General features: G+C 70.3%; 16 protein-coding genes. 5 read left to right on the forward strand and 11 right to left on the reverse strand.

The annotated features are described in order from the left end of the window. Positions 1-87: 87 nt before the first annotated feature. From OG223_RS22390 to OG223_RS22405, 4 genes are all read left to right on the forward strand, one after another. Positions 88-543, forward strand: a complete 456-nt coding sequence (locus OG223_RS22390; protein ID WP_329251405.1) for an organic hydroperoxide resistance protein — start codon at positions 88-90, stop codon at positions 541-543. 35 nt (positions 544-578) lie between these two features. Beyond that, positions 579-1,742 (forward strand): serine hydrolase domain-containing protein, encoded by a 1,164-nt coding sequence (locus OG223_RS22395; RefSeq protein ID WP_329251408.1) that lies wholly within the window; start codon positions 579-581, stop codon positions 1,740-1,742. A gap of 67 nt (positions 1,743-1,809) precedes the next feature. Beyond that, the gene (locus OG223_RS22400; RefSeq protein WP_329251411.1) at positions 1,810-3,288 is read left to right on the forward strand and encodes a metallophosphoesterase family protein; all 1,479 of its coding nucleotides are present in this window, start codon (positions 1,810-1,812) and stop codon (positions 3,286-3,288) included. Between the two features lie 38 nt (positions 3,289-3,326). After that, positions 3,327-3,746: a RidA family protein gene (locus OG223_RS22405; protein WP_329251414.1), complete on the forward strand. Its 420-nt coding sequence runs from the start codon at positions 3,327-3,329 to the stop codon at positions 3,744-3,746. A gap of 46 nt (positions 3,747-3,792) precedes the next feature. Here OG223_RS22405 and OG223_RS22410 read toward each other — a convergent pair whose 3' ends face one another. The 6 genes from OG223_RS22410 to OG223_RS22435 all read right to left on the reverse strand — a co-directional run bounded on the left by OG223_RS22410 (position 3,793) and on the right by OG223_RS22435 (position 10,583). Beyond that, on the reverse strand, positions 3,793-6,546 hold the full coding sequence (locus OG223_RS22410; protein ID WP_329251417.1) for a phosphoesterase: 2,754 nt from the start codon (positions 6,544-6,546) through the stop codon (positions 3,793-3,795). Between the two features lie 13 nt (positions 6,547-6,559). Continuing rightward, positions 6,560-7,909 (reverse strand): ABC transporter permease, encoded by a 1,350-nt coding sequence (locus OG223_RS22415; RefSeq protein ID WP_329251419.1) that lies wholly within the window; start codon positions 7,907-7,909, stop codon positions 6,560-6,562. Then, on the reverse strand, positions 7,906-8,856 hold the full coding sequence (locus tag OG223_RS22420; RefSeq protein ID WP_329251421.1) for an ABC transporter ATP-binding protein: 951 nt from the start codon (positions 8,854-8,856) through the stop codon (positions 7,906-7,908). The genes OG223_RS22415 and OG223_RS22420 overlap by 4 nt, the downstream gene beginning before the upstream one ends. A gap of 191 nt (positions 8,857-9,047) precedes the next feature. Then, positions 9,048-9,461: an arsenate reductase ArsC gene (locus OG223_RS22425; protein WP_329251423.1), complete on the reverse strand. Its 414-nt coding sequence runs from the start codon at positions 9,459-9,461 to the stop codon at positions 9,048-9,050. A 25-nt stretch (positions 9,462-9,486) separates the two neighbouring features. Then, the gene (locus tag OG223_RS22430) at positions 9,487-10,230 is read right to left on the reverse strand and encodes an aquaporin (protein ID WP_329251426.1); all 744 of its coding nucleotides are present in this window, start codon (positions 10,228-10,230) and stop codon (positions 9,487-9,489) included. After that, positions 10,227-10,583, reverse strand: a complete 357-nt coding sequence (locus OG223_RS22435) for an ArsR/SmtB family transcription factor (RefSeq protein ID WP_329251429.1) — start codon at positions 10,581-10,583, stop codon at positions 10,227-10,229. Before OG223_RS22435 ends, OG223_RS22430 begins: the two co-directional genes overlap by 4 nt. 81 nt (positions 10,584-10,664) lie before the next feature. Between OG223_RS22435 and arsM the strand changes: the two genes are divergently transcribed. Beyond that, positions 10,665-11,429 (forward strand): arsenite methyltransferase, encoded by a 765-nt coding sequence (gene arsM / locus OG223_RS22440; RefSeq protein ID WP_329251432.1) that lies wholly within the window; start codon positions 10,665-10,667, stop codon positions 11,427-11,429. Here the strand turns inward: arsM and OG223_RS22445 are convergent. The 5 genes from OG223_RS22445 to OG223_RS22465 form a co-directional block, all read right to left on the reverse strand. Next, positions 11,426-12,271: an EamA family transporter gene (locus OG223_RS22445; RefSeq protein WP_329251435.1), complete on the reverse strand. Its 846-nt coding sequence runs from the start codon at positions 12,269-12,271 to the stop codon at positions 11,426-11,428. The genes arsM and OG223_RS22445 overlap by 4 nt on opposite strands. Then, positions 12,268-12,780 carry a YbaK/EbsC family protein gene (locus tag OG223_RS22450; RefSeq protein WP_329251438.1) on the reverse strand — a complete coding sequence of 171 codons (513 nt, stop codon included), beginning with the start codon at positions 12,778-12,780 and terminating at the stop codon, positions 12,268-12,270. The genes OG223_RS22445 and OG223_RS22450 overlap by 4 nt, the downstream gene beginning before the upstream one ends. 1,354 nt (positions 12,781-14,134) lie before the next feature. Next, positions 14,135-14,689, reverse strand: coding sequence for an isochorismatase family protein (locus OG223_RS22455; RefSeq protein ID WP_329251441.1), 555 nt, complete (start codon positions 14,687-14,689; stop codon positions 14,135-14,137). Between the two features lie 160 nt (positions 14,690-14,849). Continuing rightward, positions 14,850-17,072: an MMPL family transporter gene (locus OG223_RS22460; protein ID WP_329251443.1), complete on the reverse strand. Its 2,223-nt coding sequence runs from the start codon at positions 17,070-17,072 to the stop codon at positions 14,850-14,852. A gap of 122 nt (positions 17,073-17,194) precedes the next feature. Then, positions 17,195-17,803: a TetR/AcrR family transcriptional regulator gene (locus tag OG223_RS22465; protein WP_329251447.1), complete on the reverse strand. Its 609-nt coding sequence runs from the start codon at positions 17,801-17,803 to the stop codon at positions 17,195-17,197. Between the last annotated feature and the right edge of the window lie 45 nt (positions 17,804-17,848).

The raw sequence follows: 17,848 nt of genomic DNA on the forward strand, positions 1-17,848 counted from the left end.
TGGTAGGTACAGGCGCACTACCGGTCAGTATCTTGTGCACGATGTAGTTGCGCGCTCTCGTATTTCCGCCCCGGGGGAGGTCCCGCCATGACCGACGACACCGCTGCCACCGCCGTCGACACCCGCCCGACGAAGATCATGTACGTCGCCGAGGCCACCGCCCACGGCGGCCGTGACGGTTACGTCAGCAGCCAGGACGGCCAGCTCGCCCTCCAGGTCGCGATGCCCCCGGCGCTCGGCGGCGACGGCAACGGCACCAACCCCGAGCAGCTCTTCGCGGCCGGCTACAGCTCCTGCTTCCACAACGCGCTGGTCCTGGTCGGCCGCAGGGCGGGCTTCGACCTGACCGGTTCCACGGTCGCCGCGAAGGTCGGCATCGGCCCCAACAAGCAGCGCGGCTACGGCCTCGCGGTCGCCCTGAGCGTGTCCCTGCCGATCCTCGACCCGGGCATCGCGGCGAAGCTCGTGGACGCGGCGCACGAGGTCTGCCCGTACTCGAACGCGACGCGCGGGAACATCGACGTGACGATCCTGCTTGGTTGAGAGAGAGGCCGTAGAGCGGAACGAGGAGCGCGGACGTGGACGTGAACGGCGTGGTGGCCGAGGGCTTCGAGCCGGTCAGGGACGCGTTCGTGGGGAACTTCGAGGCACGCGGGGACCGGGGCGCGGCGGTGACGGTGTACCGCGACGGGCACCGGGTCGTGGACCTCTGGGCGGGCACGAAGGACGTGGACGGCACCGCGCCCTGGCAGCGGGACACGGCCCAGATCGTCCGCTCGGCGACGAAGGGCGTGGCGGCCGCCGCGCTGCTTCTGCTGGCGGAGCGCGGGGAGCTGGACCTGGACGCTCCGGTGGGCGAGTACTGGCCCGAGTACAAGGCGGCCGGCAAGGAGCGGACCCTGGTGTGGCATCTCCTCGCCCACCGCGCGGGCGTGCCGGTGCTGGACCGCCCGTTGACCCCGGCGCAGGCCGCCGATCCGGTGCGGGGCGCGGAGGCCGTCGCGGCGCAGGCACCGGCGTGGGAGCCGGGCACGGACCACGGGTATCACGCGCAGACGTACAGCTGGCTGACCGGTGAACTGGTCCGCCGGGTGACGGGCCGGTCGATCGGCGAGTGGATCGCGGACGAGATCGCCGGGCCGGTCGGGGCGGACCTGTGGGTGGGTCTGCCCGCCGGCGAGGCCGCTCGGGTGGGCCGGGTGGCGCAGTCGGAGGCACCGGCGGCGGACGCGGGGGCCCTCCGTGTGCGCCCCAAGCGGTCGGTCTCCGAGGCGTACGCGGACCCCGGCTCCCTCACCCGGCGCGCGTTCGCGGCGATCACCCCGATGCCGGACGAGAACGACCCGGCGTACCGGGCCGCCGTACTCCCCGCGTCGAACGGCATCGCGACGGCGGACGGACTGGCCCGTTTCTACGCGTCGCTGATCGGCGAACTCGACGGCGGCACAAGGCTGTTCGCGCCCGGGACGGTCGAGCCGGCCCGCACGGAACGCTCGTCGGGCCCGGACCGCGTCCTGGTGGTGAGCACCCGTTTCGGCCTGGGCTACATGCTGCACGGCAGCGCGTCCCCGCTCCTCTCGGACGGCTCCTTCGGCCACCCGGGCCGGGGCGGCGCACTGGGCTTCGCCGACCCGGCGTCGGGCATCGCGTTCGGGTATGTGACGAATTCGTTCCGCAAGAGCGTGACGGCTGATCCACGGGCGCAGGCCCTGGTCAGAGCGGTGCGCACCGCCCTGTCGTAGCGCACTGGTACGGCTAAGGCTGTCGGCGCCACGGCCGGCGTTCACGACCCTGGGGCAACAATGGGGTATGCGCTGCTGCATCTCGGCTCCCCTCGCGGCCCTCGCCGCGCTCCCCACTCCGTACGACGTCCTGCGCTCCGGCGCACTCCTCGCCCCGGCACTGCTGCGTGCCGCCCACGGCGGTTCCCCACGCGGCAAATACCGCCAACTGGCCGCCGTACACCTGGAGTTGGTCACCCTCACCGAGGACAGCGCCATCATCACCTGGCACACCCGGATCCCCGGCACCGACGACGGTTTCGGCCACCCGCTCCCCGCGGTCACCGAGGGCGAGGTCGTCTACGGCACCCACCCGGCCCGGCTCAACCGCACCGCGGCCGAGGACCGGCCCACCGCGCACCACCAGGTGGAGCTGACCGGCCTGGAACCCGGGCAGACGTACTACTACCGGGCGCGCTCCGGGGGCGTGACGGCCGTACCGACGCCGTTGCAGCACGTGCGCGGGAACGCCGTCGGCACCTCGCGGCACGGCCTCGGCTCCCTGACCGGCACGTACTCCTTCACCACGCCCCAGCCCCCGCCCGGCAGGCACCTGCTGTCGATCGCCCTCTGCAACGACCTGCACCTAGGCGAGACCACCGCGGGCCTGATGGCGGGCTTCCCCCTGCTGCGCGGGGTGTCGCAGGCGGCGGGCCTCGCCGCCTATCCGGAGCTCATGACCCGGGCCCTGGTCGAGGAGGCCAAGCGGCGCGGGGCGGACGTCCTGCTCGCCGCCGGGGACATCTCTGCGGGCGGGGCGCCGCGGGACCTGGCCGAGGCCAGACGCATCCTGGACGGCTTCGGCACGCTCGGCCGGGACTACTTCGTCGTACGCGGCAACCACGACCGTGCGGGGGGCTCCGCCGACACGTTCCGGGAGGGGTTCCGGGAAGGCTTCGGCGGCGGCGACGGGCCCGGCTGCTTCGCGCATGATCTCGGCGGGCTGCGGATCATCGGGCTCGACACGTACGCCAAGGCCGGCAACGGGGGTGACGCGGGTGGGCTCGGTGAGGAGCAGTTGTCCTGGTTCCGGGGCCGGCTCAGGGCCGAACCGGATCGGCCGACCGTCGTCTTCGGCCACCATCCGCTGACGGTACGGGACTCCGTGTTCCCGGTGACCCGGGGGCAGCAGCTCGATCGGCGGCAGGCTCGGGCGATCGTCGACGCGTATGCCTCGGCGCCGGGGGTCTTTCTCCATCACGCGGGGCACACCCACCGCAACAAGCGGACGCCGCTGGTGCGGGCGCCGCATGTCGTTCAGCAGGAGGTGACCGCCGCGAAGGACTATCCCGGGGGTTTTCTGCTGCTGCGCGTCCACTCGGGGGGTTACGCCCTCAACCACTACAAGGCCGGCGGTATCGAGGCGCGGGAGTGGGGCGAGCGGTCGCGGCGGGTGGCCGGGGGGTTGTGGCCGCACCATGCGCTGGGACGGGCGGCCACGGATCGCAACAGCGTCAGGGCGCATGACCTGTCCGGAGTCGGCTCGCTGGGGGTGTCTGTCGGCTGAGGACGGAATGGGCGGAGTGTTCGGGAGGTTGCCCGACCATGACCCTCACGAACGACGCCGCTGACGGGCGCACGATCACCAACCCGCCTGCGCTTCACGACCCCACCCCCTTCGGGTACAGCCATGCCGTGTCGGCACCCGGTGAACTCGTCTTCATCGCCGGCCAGTACGCGTCCGACGAGACGGGCACACCGGTGCCGGGCGACTTCGCGGTGCAGGTGGACGTGGCCTTCGCCCGGCTCCGGTCGGCCCTGGCCGGAGTGGGCCTCGGCTTCGAGCACGTGGTGCGGCTGGGCACGTTCGTCGTCGACCACGACCTCACCAAGCTGGAGACCCTGGGCAAGGCGCTGCACGCCCACTTCGGGGACCGTCTGCCGGCCCAGACGCTGAGCGGGGTCGCGTCGCTCGCGCTGCCCGGGATGCTGTTCGAGGTGGACGCGGTGGCCGTACGCCCCTGACCGGCGGTGGCGCCGGCCAGGGACCGTTGACGCGTGGGGGCTCCGGTCAGCCGTCGGACTCCGGCGACGGGAGGTAGGCGCCCGGTACGTCGTCCGGTGCGTAGATCTTGCTGTCGCCGGGGTAGGGCTTGGTCCAGTTGTGGGTCTGGTACCAGGTGTAGCGGTTCATCTGGGTGGGGTTGGCGTAGTCGGGGACCGCGTTCGGGCCCGTGAGGCGCTGGTGGGAGGCCCACGTCTTCCACTGGGCCGCGAGCGTCTTCTCGGCCGCCGGGACCGAGACCGTCGTCGGCGCGGGTGCGGCCAAGGTGTTCTGGGCCGCCGGGGTGTCCGAGCCGCAGGACGGCTGGGGGCTCACGCCGAGGGTGAGGGAGGTGCGGTTGGGGACCGCGGTGAACGGGGTGTTGTCGGCCTTGCTCGTGAACGCGCCGTACATCGGCGTGGCCGCGCTGTCGAGCTGGTTCATCGGGTGGATGCCGAGGATCTGCTCGATCGTGCGGACCATGGTGATCTGCGAGTAGTAGTGGTCGTCGACCGTGCTGCGGTTGGCGTACGGGCTGATGACCTGGACCGGGGCGCGGTGGCCGTCGACGTGGTCGAGGCCCGCCTGGGAGTCGTCCTCGACGACGAAGATCGCCGAGTCCTTCCAGTCCTTGCTGTGGGTGATCTCGTCGACCATCCTGCCGACCGCGAGGTCGTTGTCGGCGACCTCGGCGGCGGCGTTCGCCGGGCCGCCGGTGTGGTCGTTGGAGAACCAGAACATGTTCAGGTTCGCCGGGCCGTTCTTCTCGAAGTCCTGCTTCCAGATCTGCTCTTTGTAGATGTCCGGGACGTCCAGGTCGAACAGCGGGAAGCCCTGCACCGACACGTCGTTGAGGGAGGGGATCGCCGAACCCGTCTTGATCGGATAGGCGGTCCCAGCTCCCGTCGCGGCCATGTTCTTGCTGTCGCAGTACAGGTTCTGCCAGGTCGCGCCGGCCGGCTTGGTCTCCAGCGACTGGAACTCGCCGAAGTCCTTGACGGTCTTCCCGGCCGCCTGCGCACCGGTCCAGATGAACCCGGACTTCTGGTGGCCGAGGACGTCGTTCTCGGTGTCGTAGCTGCGCGTGTACTCGCCGGCCGAGGACTCCGTGTACTCCGGATTGTCCGACTGCATCAGCCAGTTGTGGCCCTCGGCGGAGTTGGTGCCGATGTCGTAGAAGTTGTCGTAGAGCCCGAACTGCTCGGCCAGCGCGTGCTGGTTGGGCGTCACGTTCTCGCCGAACTGGGTGAGCGAGGCGTTGCCGTTGCCCTGCGGTATGTCACCGAAGACCTGGTCGTAGGTGCGGTTCTCCTTGACGAGCAGGAAGACGTGCTTGATCGTCGAGGGGTCGCCGAGGCGGGCGGGGACCGGGACTGCCTTCGCGTAGCTCTTGCCCTTGGCCGTGGTGACCGAGCCGGGCGTCCAGCCGTTCTGCTTGAAGACCTTGGCCGTCTGCGTCCTGACGACGAGGTCGCTCGGCAGTGTGAACCGGGTCAGGCTCGATGTCGTGTCGTGCGTGTTGTGGCCGGCGGCGTCGGGGCGGAGCGCGTCCACGCCACGGGTGTTGGCGACGACGACCTGCTTGCCGATGGCCGTGATCCCCGAGGGGAAGTAGTCGGTGGGGAGCAGGCCGACGTAGCGGGCGGGCTGCTGCGGGGAGCTGTAGCGGTAGACGGCGACGGCGTTGGCGCGGCCGAGCGTGACCAGCAGCCGGCCGTCGTCGGTGAGGGTCACCGCGTTCGGCTCGTAGCCGACGGACGCCTCGGGCCACGGCTGGGTGGCGATGGTCTGGACGACCTTGTCCTTGCGGGTGTCGATGACCGACACGCTGTTGTCGGCGGTGTTGGTGACGAACACCGCGCCCTTCTTGGCGTACACGGCGGTCGGGTGCAGTCCTACGGCGATGGTGCCCACGGCGGCCGACGGGTCGGCGGTGTCGATGACGCTGACCGTGCCGGTGGTGCTGGCGCCCGTCTTGGGGTTCGCCGGCACGTCGGTGCCGTAGGAGTTGATGGTGGTGTCGCCGGCCCTCGCCGGGCGCCCGCCCTCGTTGCTGACGTACAACGTGCCGCCGACCAGGGCGATTCCGCGCGGGGCGGTGCCAACTGACCAGGTCTGCTTGATGGTTCCGGTGGCCGCGTCGATGGCGACCACCTTGTTCTGGCCGTTGACCGCGGAGTACACGGTGGAGCCGTCGGCGGAGAACACGGCCGCGCCCACCAGTGCCTGCTTGGCGCCGTCGGCCGCGATCGGGACGGCCGTGGGGGTGGAGAGGGTACCGTCGGCGTTGACGGTGAACTTGGTGTAGCCGTTGGCCTGACCCAGCCATAGCTGCTTGCCGTCGGGCGAGTAGGTCGGGCCCTCCTGGCCGACGGCGCCGCTGCTGATGCGCAGGTCGTCCGCCGTGCTGGTGCCGATCTTCTGCTTGATCTGACCGGTAGCCAGGTCCATGACCACCAGAGAGGCGTCGCCGTCGGCGATCGAGGCGGCGAGGCGGGTGCCGTCCGGGCTGACCGTGGACGACATGATCTTGCCGTCGTTGATGACGGTGCGGCTGCCGTACGGCTTGATGTACTGGTCGCTGGAGATGACCTGGCCGTTGGCGGTGGTCTGGCCGACCTGTTGGGTGCCGAACTGGTATGTCGAGGCGACCGCCGTGCCCGTGACACCGAGGGCGACGGCGATACCCGTCGTCACCAGCAGTGCCCGGCGGCCGACGTGTCTGCCGAAGAGGTTGACCTGTTTCTTCTCGCTGATCCGACGCTGGCGGATTACCTGCACGGAACTGTTCCCTTCAGTGGGTGTCGAGCAGCTCGACGTTGCCGTCGAACTGCCACAGCGGATTCGGGGCGTCACCGGTCGAAGTCCGCACCAGGAAGTAGCCGTTGACCTCCTTGGGACCGTCGCCGTCCGCCACGAACCGCCCGTCCGAGGTGATGTCGAGCTGGTAGATCGCCGTCCCGGTGACCGCGACCCCGGGGAGATGCCAGCTCACGACGCAACGCCAGTCGTTGCCCGCGCCCTCCTGGGCGGCCTGGCCGTCGCTCTTGGTGCACGCCGCCGTGGTCCGCGACTGGGCCTCGGTGACGGCGGGCCGGTGGAGTTGCCGCGTCTGCAGGCGATAGAGATGGGCGAACACCGTCGCGAGGGACTTCTGCACCTTCGCCTGCTCGATCCCGGAGCCCATCGACGGCGTCGACACGGCGACCGCCCCGACGGTGACGGCGGTCAGCGCGGCCAGCGGCAGCAGCCCGAAGGTGATCGCGCGGCGCCCGGACCCGTCGTAGGCCGGGTTGGTGAAGTCGCGCCGTACGAACAGCACATAGGCCAGCGCGGTCGCGAGTACGGCCCACGCCAGGCCGACCGCGACGCCGGTCAGGAGCGGGGCGAGCTGGGCCGGGCTGGTGAACAGGCCGTTCCAGGCGATGAAGGCGTAGCCGGGCAGGGCGAGGCGCACGGCGACGGGCAGTGGCAGCATCTGGGCGACCTGCATCGCGAGCGCGACCAGCACGGGCAGCAGCAGCCCCATCGAGGACCGCCCCAGCGCGACCGACCCGAGGAGTCCGATCGCGGCGAGGGCCAGGGTCGGCGCGAGGGCGCAGAGCCAGGCGAGCAGGACCCGGCCGGCCGCGTCCCCCGGCGCGAGCAGGTGGCCGTCGAGGCCGACCAGCGGCTGGTTGCCGACGGCCAGGAGCCCGCCGACCGTACTGGAGACGGCCAGCCCCGCCACCAGCGCGAGGATGACGGTGACGCTGGCCAGCGCCTTCGCCACGAAGATCCGCGCGGGCGAACGGACCGCAACCAGCAGATGCCGCCAGGTGCCGAGCCGGTCCTCGGCCGCGAACACGTCACCGGCGACGAGCGAGGTCAGCAGCGGGAGCGCCCAACTGCCCGCGAAACCCAGCATGACCAACGGCCCGGCCCACCCCGTGGCGTGCATCCAGCGGCCGAAGAGAGTGTCCGAGGGAAGCGTGTCCTGCTGGCTCACCCCGGCGACGAAGAGCGCGGGCGCGACCCAACAGGCGAGGACCAGCAGTCGGATCCGCCACTGCGAGACCAGCTTGACGAGTTCGAAGCGGTAGCCGCGTGCGACGGAGACGCGACGGACCACGGCTGCGGGTTCGGCGACGGCGGTCACGGTCATCGGCCGGCCTCCTGCTGCTGTTCCTGATCGGTGAGCGCGAGGAACGCGGCCTCCAACGGCGATACCACGGGGGCGAGTTCACGTACCGCGATGCCCGACCGCACGAGCCCGGCCACCAGGTCGTCGAGGGCGGGTGTCAGCGCGCGGACGACGAACACCTCGGTGTCGTGGTGTGTCACCGTGTCGTCGACGACCCGGACCCCGCCGGTCTCGGCGGCAAGCACGCGCGCGGCCCGCACGTCGGACGTCCGCAACCGGTAGTCGAGTTCACGGCTCTCGGCGGCCAGCTTGCTCAACGGGCCGGAGAAGACGACCCGTCCGGTGGCGAGGATGGTGACCTCGGAGCAGAGCGCCTCCAGGTCGTCCATACGATGACTGGAGAGCACCACGCCGGTTCCGTCGGCGGCGAGTCTGCTGAGCACCCCGTGCACCTGTCTCCTGCCCGCCGGATCAAGGCCGTTGGACGGTTCGTCGAGCACGAGCAGCCGGGGCTTGGTGAGCAGGGCGGCGGCGAGCCCGAGCCGCTGGCGCATCCCGAGCGAGAACCCGCGGGCCCGGTCGTCGGCGACATCGGTGAGCCCGACCTGATGGAGCACGTCGTCGATTCCCGCCGTCCGCGCGTCATGGCCGCGCAACGCGGCCAGCGCGGCGAGGTTCTGCCGGGCGGTGAGCGAGGGGTAGAGACCGGGGCCGTCCACGAACCCGGCGACACCGTCGGGGGCGGCGAACGCCCGCCCGACCCGCGTGCCCAGGATCTCCAGGCGCCCACTGTCGGCGACGGCCAGCCCCAGCAGCAGACCGAGCAAGGTGGTCTTGCCGGCCCCGTTCGGCCCGACCAGACCATGAATCTGACCCTGTGTCACATCCAGGTCGACACCGTCGAGCGCGACGACCTCGCCGAAGCACTTGGTGATCCCTCCGGCCCGGACCGCGTGGAGTGTCTCCATGAGCCCCTTCTCTCCCGAATCCTCAGGGACCCTAGGGGCACCACACATCACACACACAGACAGCCGTCTGAACGCCCATGGAACGGATCGTCAAGTCGTCGGCAAGCCGAGTGAAGGAACGGTCAACCCGCCCGCGGCATCAGCCCGGTACACGGCACGAACGGCTCCCGCACGGCTGACCGGAGTCGGCGTCAGGCGGGCGCGACTTCCGAGATCAGCGCACGGACACGCGTCTCGATCGCGTCCCGGATCGGACGTACGGCCGCGACGCCCTGCCCCGCGGGGTCGTCGAGCTGCCAGTCGAGGTACCGCTTGCCGGGGAAGACGGGGCAGGCGTCGCCGCACCCCATGGTGATCACGACGTCGGACGCCTGTACGGCCTCCACCGTGAGGACCTTCGGAACCTCGGCGGCGATGTCCACACCGACCTCACCCATCGCCTCGACCACGGCCGGGTTGACGGTGTCGGCGGGAGCCGAGCCGGCGGAACGCACCTCGACACGGTCGCCCGCGAGGTGGGTGAGGAAGGCGGCGGCCATCTGGGAGCGACCGGCGTTGTGCACACAGACGAACAGCACGGACGGGCGGGAGGGGGACGTACTCATGGCGGGCGACTTTCTGGAGATGTGATCAGGAAGTGACGGGCTCAGGCTCGGGCCGGCTGCCCGGGGTCCCGATGTCGTGGCGGGCCGGGGCGACGAGCGGGCCGTGGACGACGGCCACGACCCCGAGTCCGAGGGCACCGCCGAGGAGTTGGGCGGCGATGAACGGGACGACGGAGGCGGGTGCGATCCCGGCGAAGGTGTCGGTGAAGGCCCGCCCGATGGTCACCGCCGGGTTCGCGAACGACGTGGAGGAGGTGAACCAGTAGGCGGCACCGATGTACGAGGCCACCGCCGCCGGGGCCGACGCGGCACGGCCGATCCGCCCCAGGCCGAGGACCAGGAGAATCAGCCCGGCCGTGGCGACGACCTCCCCCAGCCACAGATGCCCCGCGAAACGATCGTGCGTGGAGAACTTCACCAGCGGCTCGCCGAACATCGCGTCGGCCAGGACCGCGCCGCCGATCGCCCCCACGATCTGGGCGGGTACGTACGCGGCGACGTCCCGCAGGGCGAGCCCGTCCGGGGTGCGGCGTCCGCCGAACCAGGCGACGAGGGTGACGACCGGGTTGAAGTGCGCGCCGGAGACCGGCCCGAACACCGTGATCAGCACTCCCAGGCCGAACACGGTGGCAAGGGAGTTGGCGAGCAGCCGCACACCGGCATCGGGCGACAGGCCGGTGGCCTGAATGCCGGAGCCGACCACCACCGCGACCAGCAGCCCGGTGCCGATCGCCTCCGCGGCGACCCGGCGACCGAGCGGAACGTTCACGCGCGGGCTCCGGCAGGTTCCGGGGTGGTCAGGAACGCGGCGAGCCGGTCCAGCACACCGGGCAGCACCCAGTAGTACACCCAGGTCCCGCGCCGCTCGCAGTCGATGAGGCCGGCCTGGCGCAGCAGCTTGAGGTGATGGGAGATCGTCGGCTGGGAGAGGTCGAAGGCAGGGGTCAGCTCACACACACAGACCTCACCACCATCACCCCGCGAGGCGATGATCGACAGCAGCCGCAGCCGAACCGGGTCGCCGAGGGCCTTGAAGACCTTCGCCAGGTCGACGGCCTGTTCCTCGTCGAGCGGCGCGGCACCCAGTCCGGGACAGCAGCCGACAAGCTCTTGTTTCGACATGCTTCTATGTTGACGTTCTTCGATACAGAGCGCAAGGTGACAACGGACACCTGGTTGCGGCAGACACCTGAGGAGCGACTCATGAGCGAACACTCGACCACCGACCTGCGCGAGACCGTCCGGCTGCGGTACGCGGCGGCAGCCGTGCAGGTCACCGAGGGCGGCACGGCCTGTTGCGGACCGCAGCCCGTCGAGATCGACGAGGAGAACTTCGGCTCGACCCTGTACGCCGCCGACGAGCGCGACGCGCTGCCCACCGAGGCGGTCGCGGCCTCGCTGGGCTGCGGCAACCCGAGCGCCGTCGCGGAACTGCGCGAGGGCGAGCGCGTGCTCGACCTCGGCTCCGGCGGCGGCATCGACGTCCTGCTCTCCGCCCGCCGCGTCGGCCCGACCGGCAAGGCGTACGGCCTGGACATGACCGAGGAGATGCTCGCCCTCGCCCTGGCCAACACGGCCAAGGCGGGCGCGACGAACGTGGAGTTCCTCAAGGGCACCATCGAGGCGATCCCACTGCCCGCGAACACCATCGACGTCGTGATCTCCAACTGCGTGATCAACCTGTCCACCGACAAGCCGACCGTCTTCACCGAAACCTTCCGCGTCCTGCGCCCAGGCGGCCGCATCGGCGTCTCCGACGTGGTCGCCGACGACAACCTCACCACCACCCAGCGGGCGGAGCGCGGAGACTACGTCGGCTGCATCGCCGGAGCCCTGTCCTTCACCGAATACAACCAAGGACTCACGGCAGCCGGCTTCACGAACATCGAGATCACCCCGACCCACTCGGTCGCCGACGGCATGCACTCGGCCATCATCCGCGCCGACAAGCCCACGGCAGAGTCCTAACCGGCCCGCAGCATGAGCCCGATGCCGATGACCAGCAGTCCGGCCGCGGCGATACGCGGGGCTCCGAAGCGTTCCTTGAAGAAGACGGCTCCGATGGCCGCGCCGACGATGATCGACGACTCGCGCAGGGCGGCGACGGGGGCGAGTTCGGCGCGGGTCTGGGCCCACAGGACGAGGCCGTACGCGATCACGGACAGGGCCGCGCCGACGAAGCCGACGGCGGCGAACGGCCGTAGCTTCACGAGGAATTGACCCCGCCAGCGATGCAGCGCGTACGCCGGAACAGCCAGCCCCTCGATCGCCACCAGCCAGGCGATGTACCCGAGCGAGGACCCCGAGGCGCGCACGCCCAGCCCGTCCACGACGGTGTACGCGGCGATCGACACCCCCGTCGCCAACGCGGCCCCGATCGCGGCCCAGTTGGGCCGCCGCCCGCGCATTCCCCACAGGGCGACGCCGGTCAGGCCCGTGCACGACAGGGCGATGCCGGCGGCGGCCCAGGCGTTCGGCACCTCGTGGGCGAAGACGGCGGCGAGGACGGTCACGATGAGGGGCGCGGTGCCGCGCGCGATGGGGTACGCCTGCCCGAAGTCCCCCAGCCGGAAGGACTTCATCAGCAGCACGAAGTACACGACGTGGATGACACCCGACACGATCAGATACGGCCACGCCTCAGCCGCCGGAAACGCGGCGAACGGCACCGCCGCGAACCCGATCAGCGCGCCGCCGCCCGCGATCAGCGTGAAGCCGACCAGCTTGTCCGTGATGCGGTGCGCGAGGGCGTTCCAACCGGCGTGGGTGACGGCGGCCAGCAGGACCGCGGCGACGACCTCCGGAGTCACGAGGACTGCTCGCGCACGTCCACCAGGGTGGCACCGGCCTGCGCGACGAGTTCCTTGGGCTCCATGGGAAACACGGCATGCGGATTGCCCGCGGCGGCCCACACGACGTCATGCGCGAGCAGCGAACGATCGGCGAGCACACGGGTCTGCGTACGGTGCCCAAAAGGCGGCACGCCTCCAATGGCATACCCGGTCGTCTCCCGTACGACGTCCGCCTTGGCCCGCGTGACCTTCTCGACACCGAGTTCTTGCCGGACCCGCTCCACGTCCACCCGCGACGCCCCGTCCATCAGCACCAGTACCGGAACCCCGTCCGCCGCGAAGATCAACGACTTGCAGATCTCACTCAACTCACACCCGATCGCTGCGGCGGCCTCGGCTGCGGTACGGGTGGCGTCCGGAAAGCGCCGGACACTACCGAGCAACTCCCCGAGCCCCAACTCCCGTAGCGCTTCGGCGAATCGGGGGTTGGCGCCGGAGTTGTCGTCTTCGGTGTTGTTCAGGGGCATGGGGGCACGGTAGCGGCGAGTGCACTGACCCTGCGACTGAGTTCCGACCGTTGGGCCACTCGCTTCTTAGCCAGTGTCGGGCTTCCACGACCCGAGTAAAGGGCGCTCCCTACGGTCGCGTCGGCTACGCCGATTCCGCTCCGCTCCACCCTTGACTCGACCCGCTCCAGCCCGTTTCAGAAGCGAGCGAGCAGCCCGGAGGAATGGGGGCCGAGGTATGAGTTCCCTTGCCTGTAGTGCGTTCTGGGCCGGGGTGAGGGGACGCGCTCGCGCCTCGCCAGCACGCCGGGCCGACTCAGCGGCCAACCCCCGGTGGGGACTTCCGCACGAGACTCCGGGGCTCCGGGCATGCGCGCGCAGGGGCGCGTTCCCATCTCGCCAGCACGCCGGGCCGGCTTAGCGGCCAACGGCGAGTGGGGACTTCCGCACAAGACTCCGAGGCTCCGGGCCTGCGGTACGCAGGGGCGCGTTCGCGCCTCGCCCGCCCAATGGCTCGGTCGGCTCAGCGGCGAACGTCCGGTGGGGACTTCCGCAACCAAGACTCCGGGTCGGCAGGGAGGCTCCGGGGCAGGAGGGATGGCCTGAGGCAGGAGAGAGGGCCTAAGGCAGTCAGTCAGTCCTGGGCTGGGTGGGAGCCCGGCCGGTGGGCCCCGTTCGCCGATCGTCTTCTCGCCCGGGGCGCCGTTCCGCAGCAATGTGACGGTCGGGGGTCGAGGTGTCACATCTCCCGACCCCCACAGCCCTCGCTCCCGGGGCTCCCTTCTCGCCGCCGACCCTGTCCTGTCTGGAAGCTGGGGTCTTTCCTAACCGGTCAAAGCCCGTGACGGTGGTTAGTTTTACCCCCAGCCTCCAGCACCCACCCACCGTTCACCGGCCACCAGTCGTGGGCCGCTGAGCCGACCGATCCGGTGTGCGGGCGAGACGCGACCGCGCCCCTGCGCCCGCAGGCCCGGAGTGCTCGTACCGAAGTCCCCACCCGCCGTTGGCCGCTGAGCCGACCCGGCGTGCAGGCGAGACGCCAGCGCGCCCCTGCGCCCGCAGGCCCGGAGTCTTGCTCGGGAAGTCCCCACCGGGGGTTGGCCGCTAAGCCGGCCCGGCGTGCTGGCGAGGCGCGAGCGCGCTCCCTCACTCCGGCCCAGTACGCAGTGCAGGCAAGGGAATTCATGGCTGGGCCACCCATTCTTCCGGGCTGCTCGCTCGCTTCTGAAACGGGCTGGAGCGGACCGAGTCAAGGGTGGAGCGGAGCGGAATCGGCGCAGCCGACGCGACCGCAGGGAGCGCCCTTTACTCGGGCCGCGGAAGCCCGACACTGACAAAGAAGCGAGTGGCCCAACCCGCACATCACAGCGCAGGATCAGTCTCCGAACGTCACTTCTTTTGCCTGGGCAACAGCAGCCGTACGCCCTGGCGCCTCGTGGTACTTCCAGTACAGGTTCGTGTGGGCGATGACCTGCTCCGGCGGCGGCGCACCCCACTTGCTCAGGTCCGACGTGGTGTGGGCATCGCCGACGAGCGTCACGTCGTAGCCGCGTACGAACGCGCCGTGGATCGTGGAGCGGATGCAGGCGTCGGTGGACGCGCCGGTCACCACCAGGCGGCCGACTCCGGCCTCGGCGAGTACCTGTTCCAAGGACGTGTCCTCGAAGGAGTCGGGGTAGCTCTTGGGGACGAGCGGTTCCGGGTCGCGGCGGGTCAGTTCGGGGACGTACTCCCAGGCCTCGCTGCCTATCGGTACGTTCTCGTCGGAGTGCTGGATCCAGACGACCTGGACGTCTTGCTCCCGTGCCTTGTCGACGAGCCGGGCGATGTTGGCGACGACCGCGTCACGCTCGTACGCATCCGCCACGACGCCGACCTGGACGTCGATCAGCAGGAGTGCGGTGTTGGGGCGTTCTGTGAGTGTGGTCATGCTCAACACGCTAGTTCGGCCCACTGACATCCGCTCGGTTCAGCTCGGCCAGGAACTCCGGTTCGTGCGGTGCTGTCACCGACGCGATCTGCCGCGCCACCCGAACTCGGTGACGCGGCAGATCAGTTGCCCGGTGCCTCAGTGCCTCGCGGCAGCCGCCTCAGGCCCGGACCAACTCCCGGTCCTCATCGGGATCCGAGTCCTTGGCGTCCAACTCGCGCAGGCCCTCGCCCTCGACGTCCACGTTCGGCAGGATCCGGTTCAGCCACTGCGGCAGCCACCAGGCCTTCTTGCCGAGCAGCGCGAGCACCGCGGGGACGATCGCCATGCGGACCACGAACGCGTCGAAGAAGACCGCGACCGCCAGGCCGAAGCCGATCATCTTGACCATGGACTCGCTGGAGGTGATGAAGCCCGCGAAGACCGCCATCATGATGACCGCCGCGGCGGTGACGACCCGCGCACCGTGCTTGAACCCGGTGACGACGGCCTGGCTGGGCTTCTCGCCATGGACGTACGCCTCGCGCATCCGGGTCACGAGGAACACCTCGTAGTCCATCGCCAGGCCGAAGACCACGCCCACCAGGAAGATCGGCATCATCGACATGATCGGACCGGTCTCCTCCACGCCGATCAGGCCCGACAGCCAGCCCCACTGGAAGACGGCGACGACCGCGCCGAGCGAGGCGAGCACGCTGAGCAGGAAGCCGAGGGCCGCCTTCAGCGGGACCAGGATCGAGCGGAAGACCACGATCAGGAGCAGGAAGGCGAGGCCGACCACCAGGGCCAGGTACGGGATCAGCGCGTCGTTGAGCTTCTGCGAGAAGTCGATGTTCATCGCCGTGGTGCCGGTGACCAGCACCTGCGCGTCGGTGTCGGCCTTGATGCCGGCGCCCTCGCCACGGATGGAGTGCACCAGGTCCTCGGTGGTCACCGACGACGGCTTGGAGTCGGGCACGACGGTGATCGTCGCGGTGTCACCGGCCTTGTTGAACACGGCCGGACTGACCGAGACCACGTCGTCGAGAGTCTTGATCTTGTCGGTCACCGTGGTGGCCGCGGCCTTGGGCGCGTCGCTGTTCTTGGCATCCACGACGATCATCAGCGGGCCGTTGAAGCCGGGGCCGAAGCCCTCCGCGAGGAGGTCGTAGGCCCGTCGCTGGGTGGTGGACGTCGGCTGCGAGCTGTCGTCGGGCAGACCCAACTGGAGCTGGCTGGCCGGCAGCGCGATCGCGCCGAGGCCGAGCACGCTGAGGATCAGGACGGCCGCGGGACGCCGTACGACGAAGCTCGCCCAGCGGGTGCCCATGTTCGGCCTGGCCGCCTTGGCCGCTTCCTTGGCGCTGCCGCCGCCCAGCCACTTGGCCTTCTCGCCGGTGGGCTTGATCCTGCGGCCCGCGTAGCCGAGCAGCGCGGGGATCATGGTCAGTGCGATGAGCACCGCGACCACGACCGTGCCCGCCGCCGCGACGCCCATCTTGGTCAGCATCGGCACGTTGACGACCGCGAGACCGGCCAGCGCGATGACGACCGTGAGTCCGGCGAAGACCACCGCCGAGCCTGCCGTGCCCACGGCCCGGCCTGCCGCGTCCTCGCGTTCGCGGCCCTCGGCCAGTTCGGCCCGGTAGCGGGAGACGATGAACAGCGCGTAGTCGATGCCGACGGCGAGGCCGATCATCATCGCCAGCGTGGAGGTCGTCGATCCCAGGTCCAGCGTCTTCGCCAGGGCGGTGATCGTCGAGACGCCGATCCCCACCCCGATGATCGCCGTCAGCAGCGGCAGGCCGGCCGAGACGAGTGAGCCGAGGGTGATGAGGAGGACGACGGCGGCCAGGGCGATGCCGATGATCTCGCCGACGCCCATCTCCGCGGCGGCCTGCAGCGCGTCACCGCCGACGTCGACGGTCAGCCCGGTGGCCCGGGCGTCGGCCGCGGTGTCCTCCAGCGCATCCTTGCTGGAGTCCTTGAGTTCCATGCCGGCGACGTCGTACTTCACCGAGGTGTAGGCGACCGTCCCGTCCTTGCTCACGGCGTTCGTGGTGAACGGGTCGGAGACGGAGACGACTTCGGAGCCGTCGGCCAGTTCCTTCACCGTCTTCTCGACGGTCGCCTTGTTGGCGGCGTCGGTCATCTTCTCGCCGCTCGGCGCCTTGAAGACGATCCGCGCGGTGGCGCCGTCCGAACTGGAGCCGGGGAAGCGCTGGTCCAGCAGGTCGAAGGCCTTCTGGGCCTCGGTCCCGGGTATGGAGAAGGAGGTGGAGCCCGCGGCGGGCGCGCTGGCCGCGCCGACCCCCGCGAGGGTCAGCAGGGCGATCCAGATGAGGGCGACGAAGTGGCGTCGCCTGAAGGCGAGACGGCCGACTTTGTAGAGGAACGTGGCCACGAGGGCGTACTCCCGGTCAGGTCGTGGGGTTCTTCGGGGCAGGGGTGATCAGCCGGTTGGGGACACGGGTGATCGGCCCGACGACGTGAGCGGTTACGTCAGGTGGGCGTGCTGTGGGTTTTTCAGGTGGTGGGTACTGGTGCGCCCAGTGCGGGGAGCACCACGGCGTCGATGTACGACAGCAGGAAAGCCTGGGTGGGCGGCTGCTCGTCGATCATGGTGCGGGCGGCGAACCCACCGATCATCATGTGCACGATGTACTCGATCGCCGGATTGTCGGCACGGATCTCACCCCGGTCGATCGCCCGCCGGAGCATCGTCTGGAACTCCGCCATCTCGGGTTCGACGAGGTGTTCCCGGAACGCCTTGAGGAGGTCCGGGTTGCCGTGCATGGCCATGGCCAGGCCCCGCATCAGCGCGGAGTTCTGTTCCATCTCGCAGTCGTCGGAACGCATCGTGAGGGCGTGGAAGTCGCCCCTGAGCGAACCGGTGTTGACCTCGGCGGCCGACGCGCCCGGCTTGTTGTGCCGCACCGCTTTGGCCACCAGCTCGGCCTTGCCGCCCCACTGGCGGTAGAGCGTCGCCTTGCTGGACCGGGTGCGGGCCGCTACGCCGTCCATGGTCAGGGCGTCGTAGCCGACTTCACGGAGCAGGTCGAGCACGGCCGCGTACAACTCGGCCTCGCGCTCGGGTGTGATGCGACTGCGACGCGCCGTTGCGACTTCAGTCATGCGACTCACCTTCCCAGCTCCGAACGACACGGTTTCGTACATGAC

This window comes from Streptomyces sp. NBC_01478, from assembly GCF_036227225.1.
GTDB lineage: Bacteria > Actinomycetota > Actinomycetes > Streptomycetales > Streptomycetaceae > Streptomyces.

What these genes read in the sequence shown, in the direction of transcription:
- OG223_RS22400 (WP_329251411.1), top strand. Translation starts at nt 1,810, where the DNA reads ATGCGCTGCTGCATCTCGGCTCCCCTCGCGGCCCTCGCCGCGCTCCCC.
- OG223_RS22425 (WP_329251423.1), bottom strand. Translation starts at nt 9,461, where the DNA reads ATGAGTACGTCCCCCTCCCGCCCGTCCGTGCTGTTCGTCTGTGTGCAC.
- OG223_RS22455 (WP_329251441.1), bottom strand. Translation starts at nt 14,689, where the DNA reads ATGACCACACTCACAGAACGCCCCAACACCGCACTCCTGCTGATCGAC.
- OG223_RS22420 (WP_329251421.1), bottom strand. Translation starts at nt 8,856, where the DNA reads ATGGAGACACTCCACGCGGTCCGGGCCGGAGGGATCACCAAGTGCTTC.
- OG223_RS22450 (WP_329251438.1), bottom strand. Translation starts at nt 12,780, where the DNA reads ATGCCCCTGAACAACACCGAAGACGACAACTCCGGCGCCAACCCCCGA.
- OG223_RS22390 (WP_329251405.1), top strand. Translation starts at nt 88, where the DNA reads ATGACCGACGACACCGCTGCCACCGCCGTCGACACCCGCCCGACGAAG.
- arsM (WP_329251432.1), top strand. Translation starts at nt 10,665, where the DNA reads ATGAGCGAACACTCGACCACCGACCTGCGCGAGACCGTCCGGCTGCGG.
- OG223_RS22415 (WP_329251419.1), bottom strand. Translation starts at nt 7,909, where the DNA reads ATGACCGTGACCGCCGTCGCCGAACCCGCAGCCGTGGTCCGTCGCGTC.
- OG223_RS22405 (WP_329251414.1), top strand. Translation starts at nt 3,327, where the DNA reads ATGACCCTCACGAACGACGCCGCTGACGGGCGCACGATCACCAACCCG.
- OG223_RS22435 (WP_329251429.1), bottom strand. Translation starts at nt 10,583, where the DNA reads ATGTCGAAACAAGAGCTTGTCGGCTGCTGTCCCGGACTGGGTGCCGCG.
- OG223_RS22465 (WP_329251447.1), bottom strand. Translation starts at nt 17,803, where the DNA reads ATGACTGAAGTCGCAACGGCGCGTCGCAGTCGCATCACACCCGAGCGC.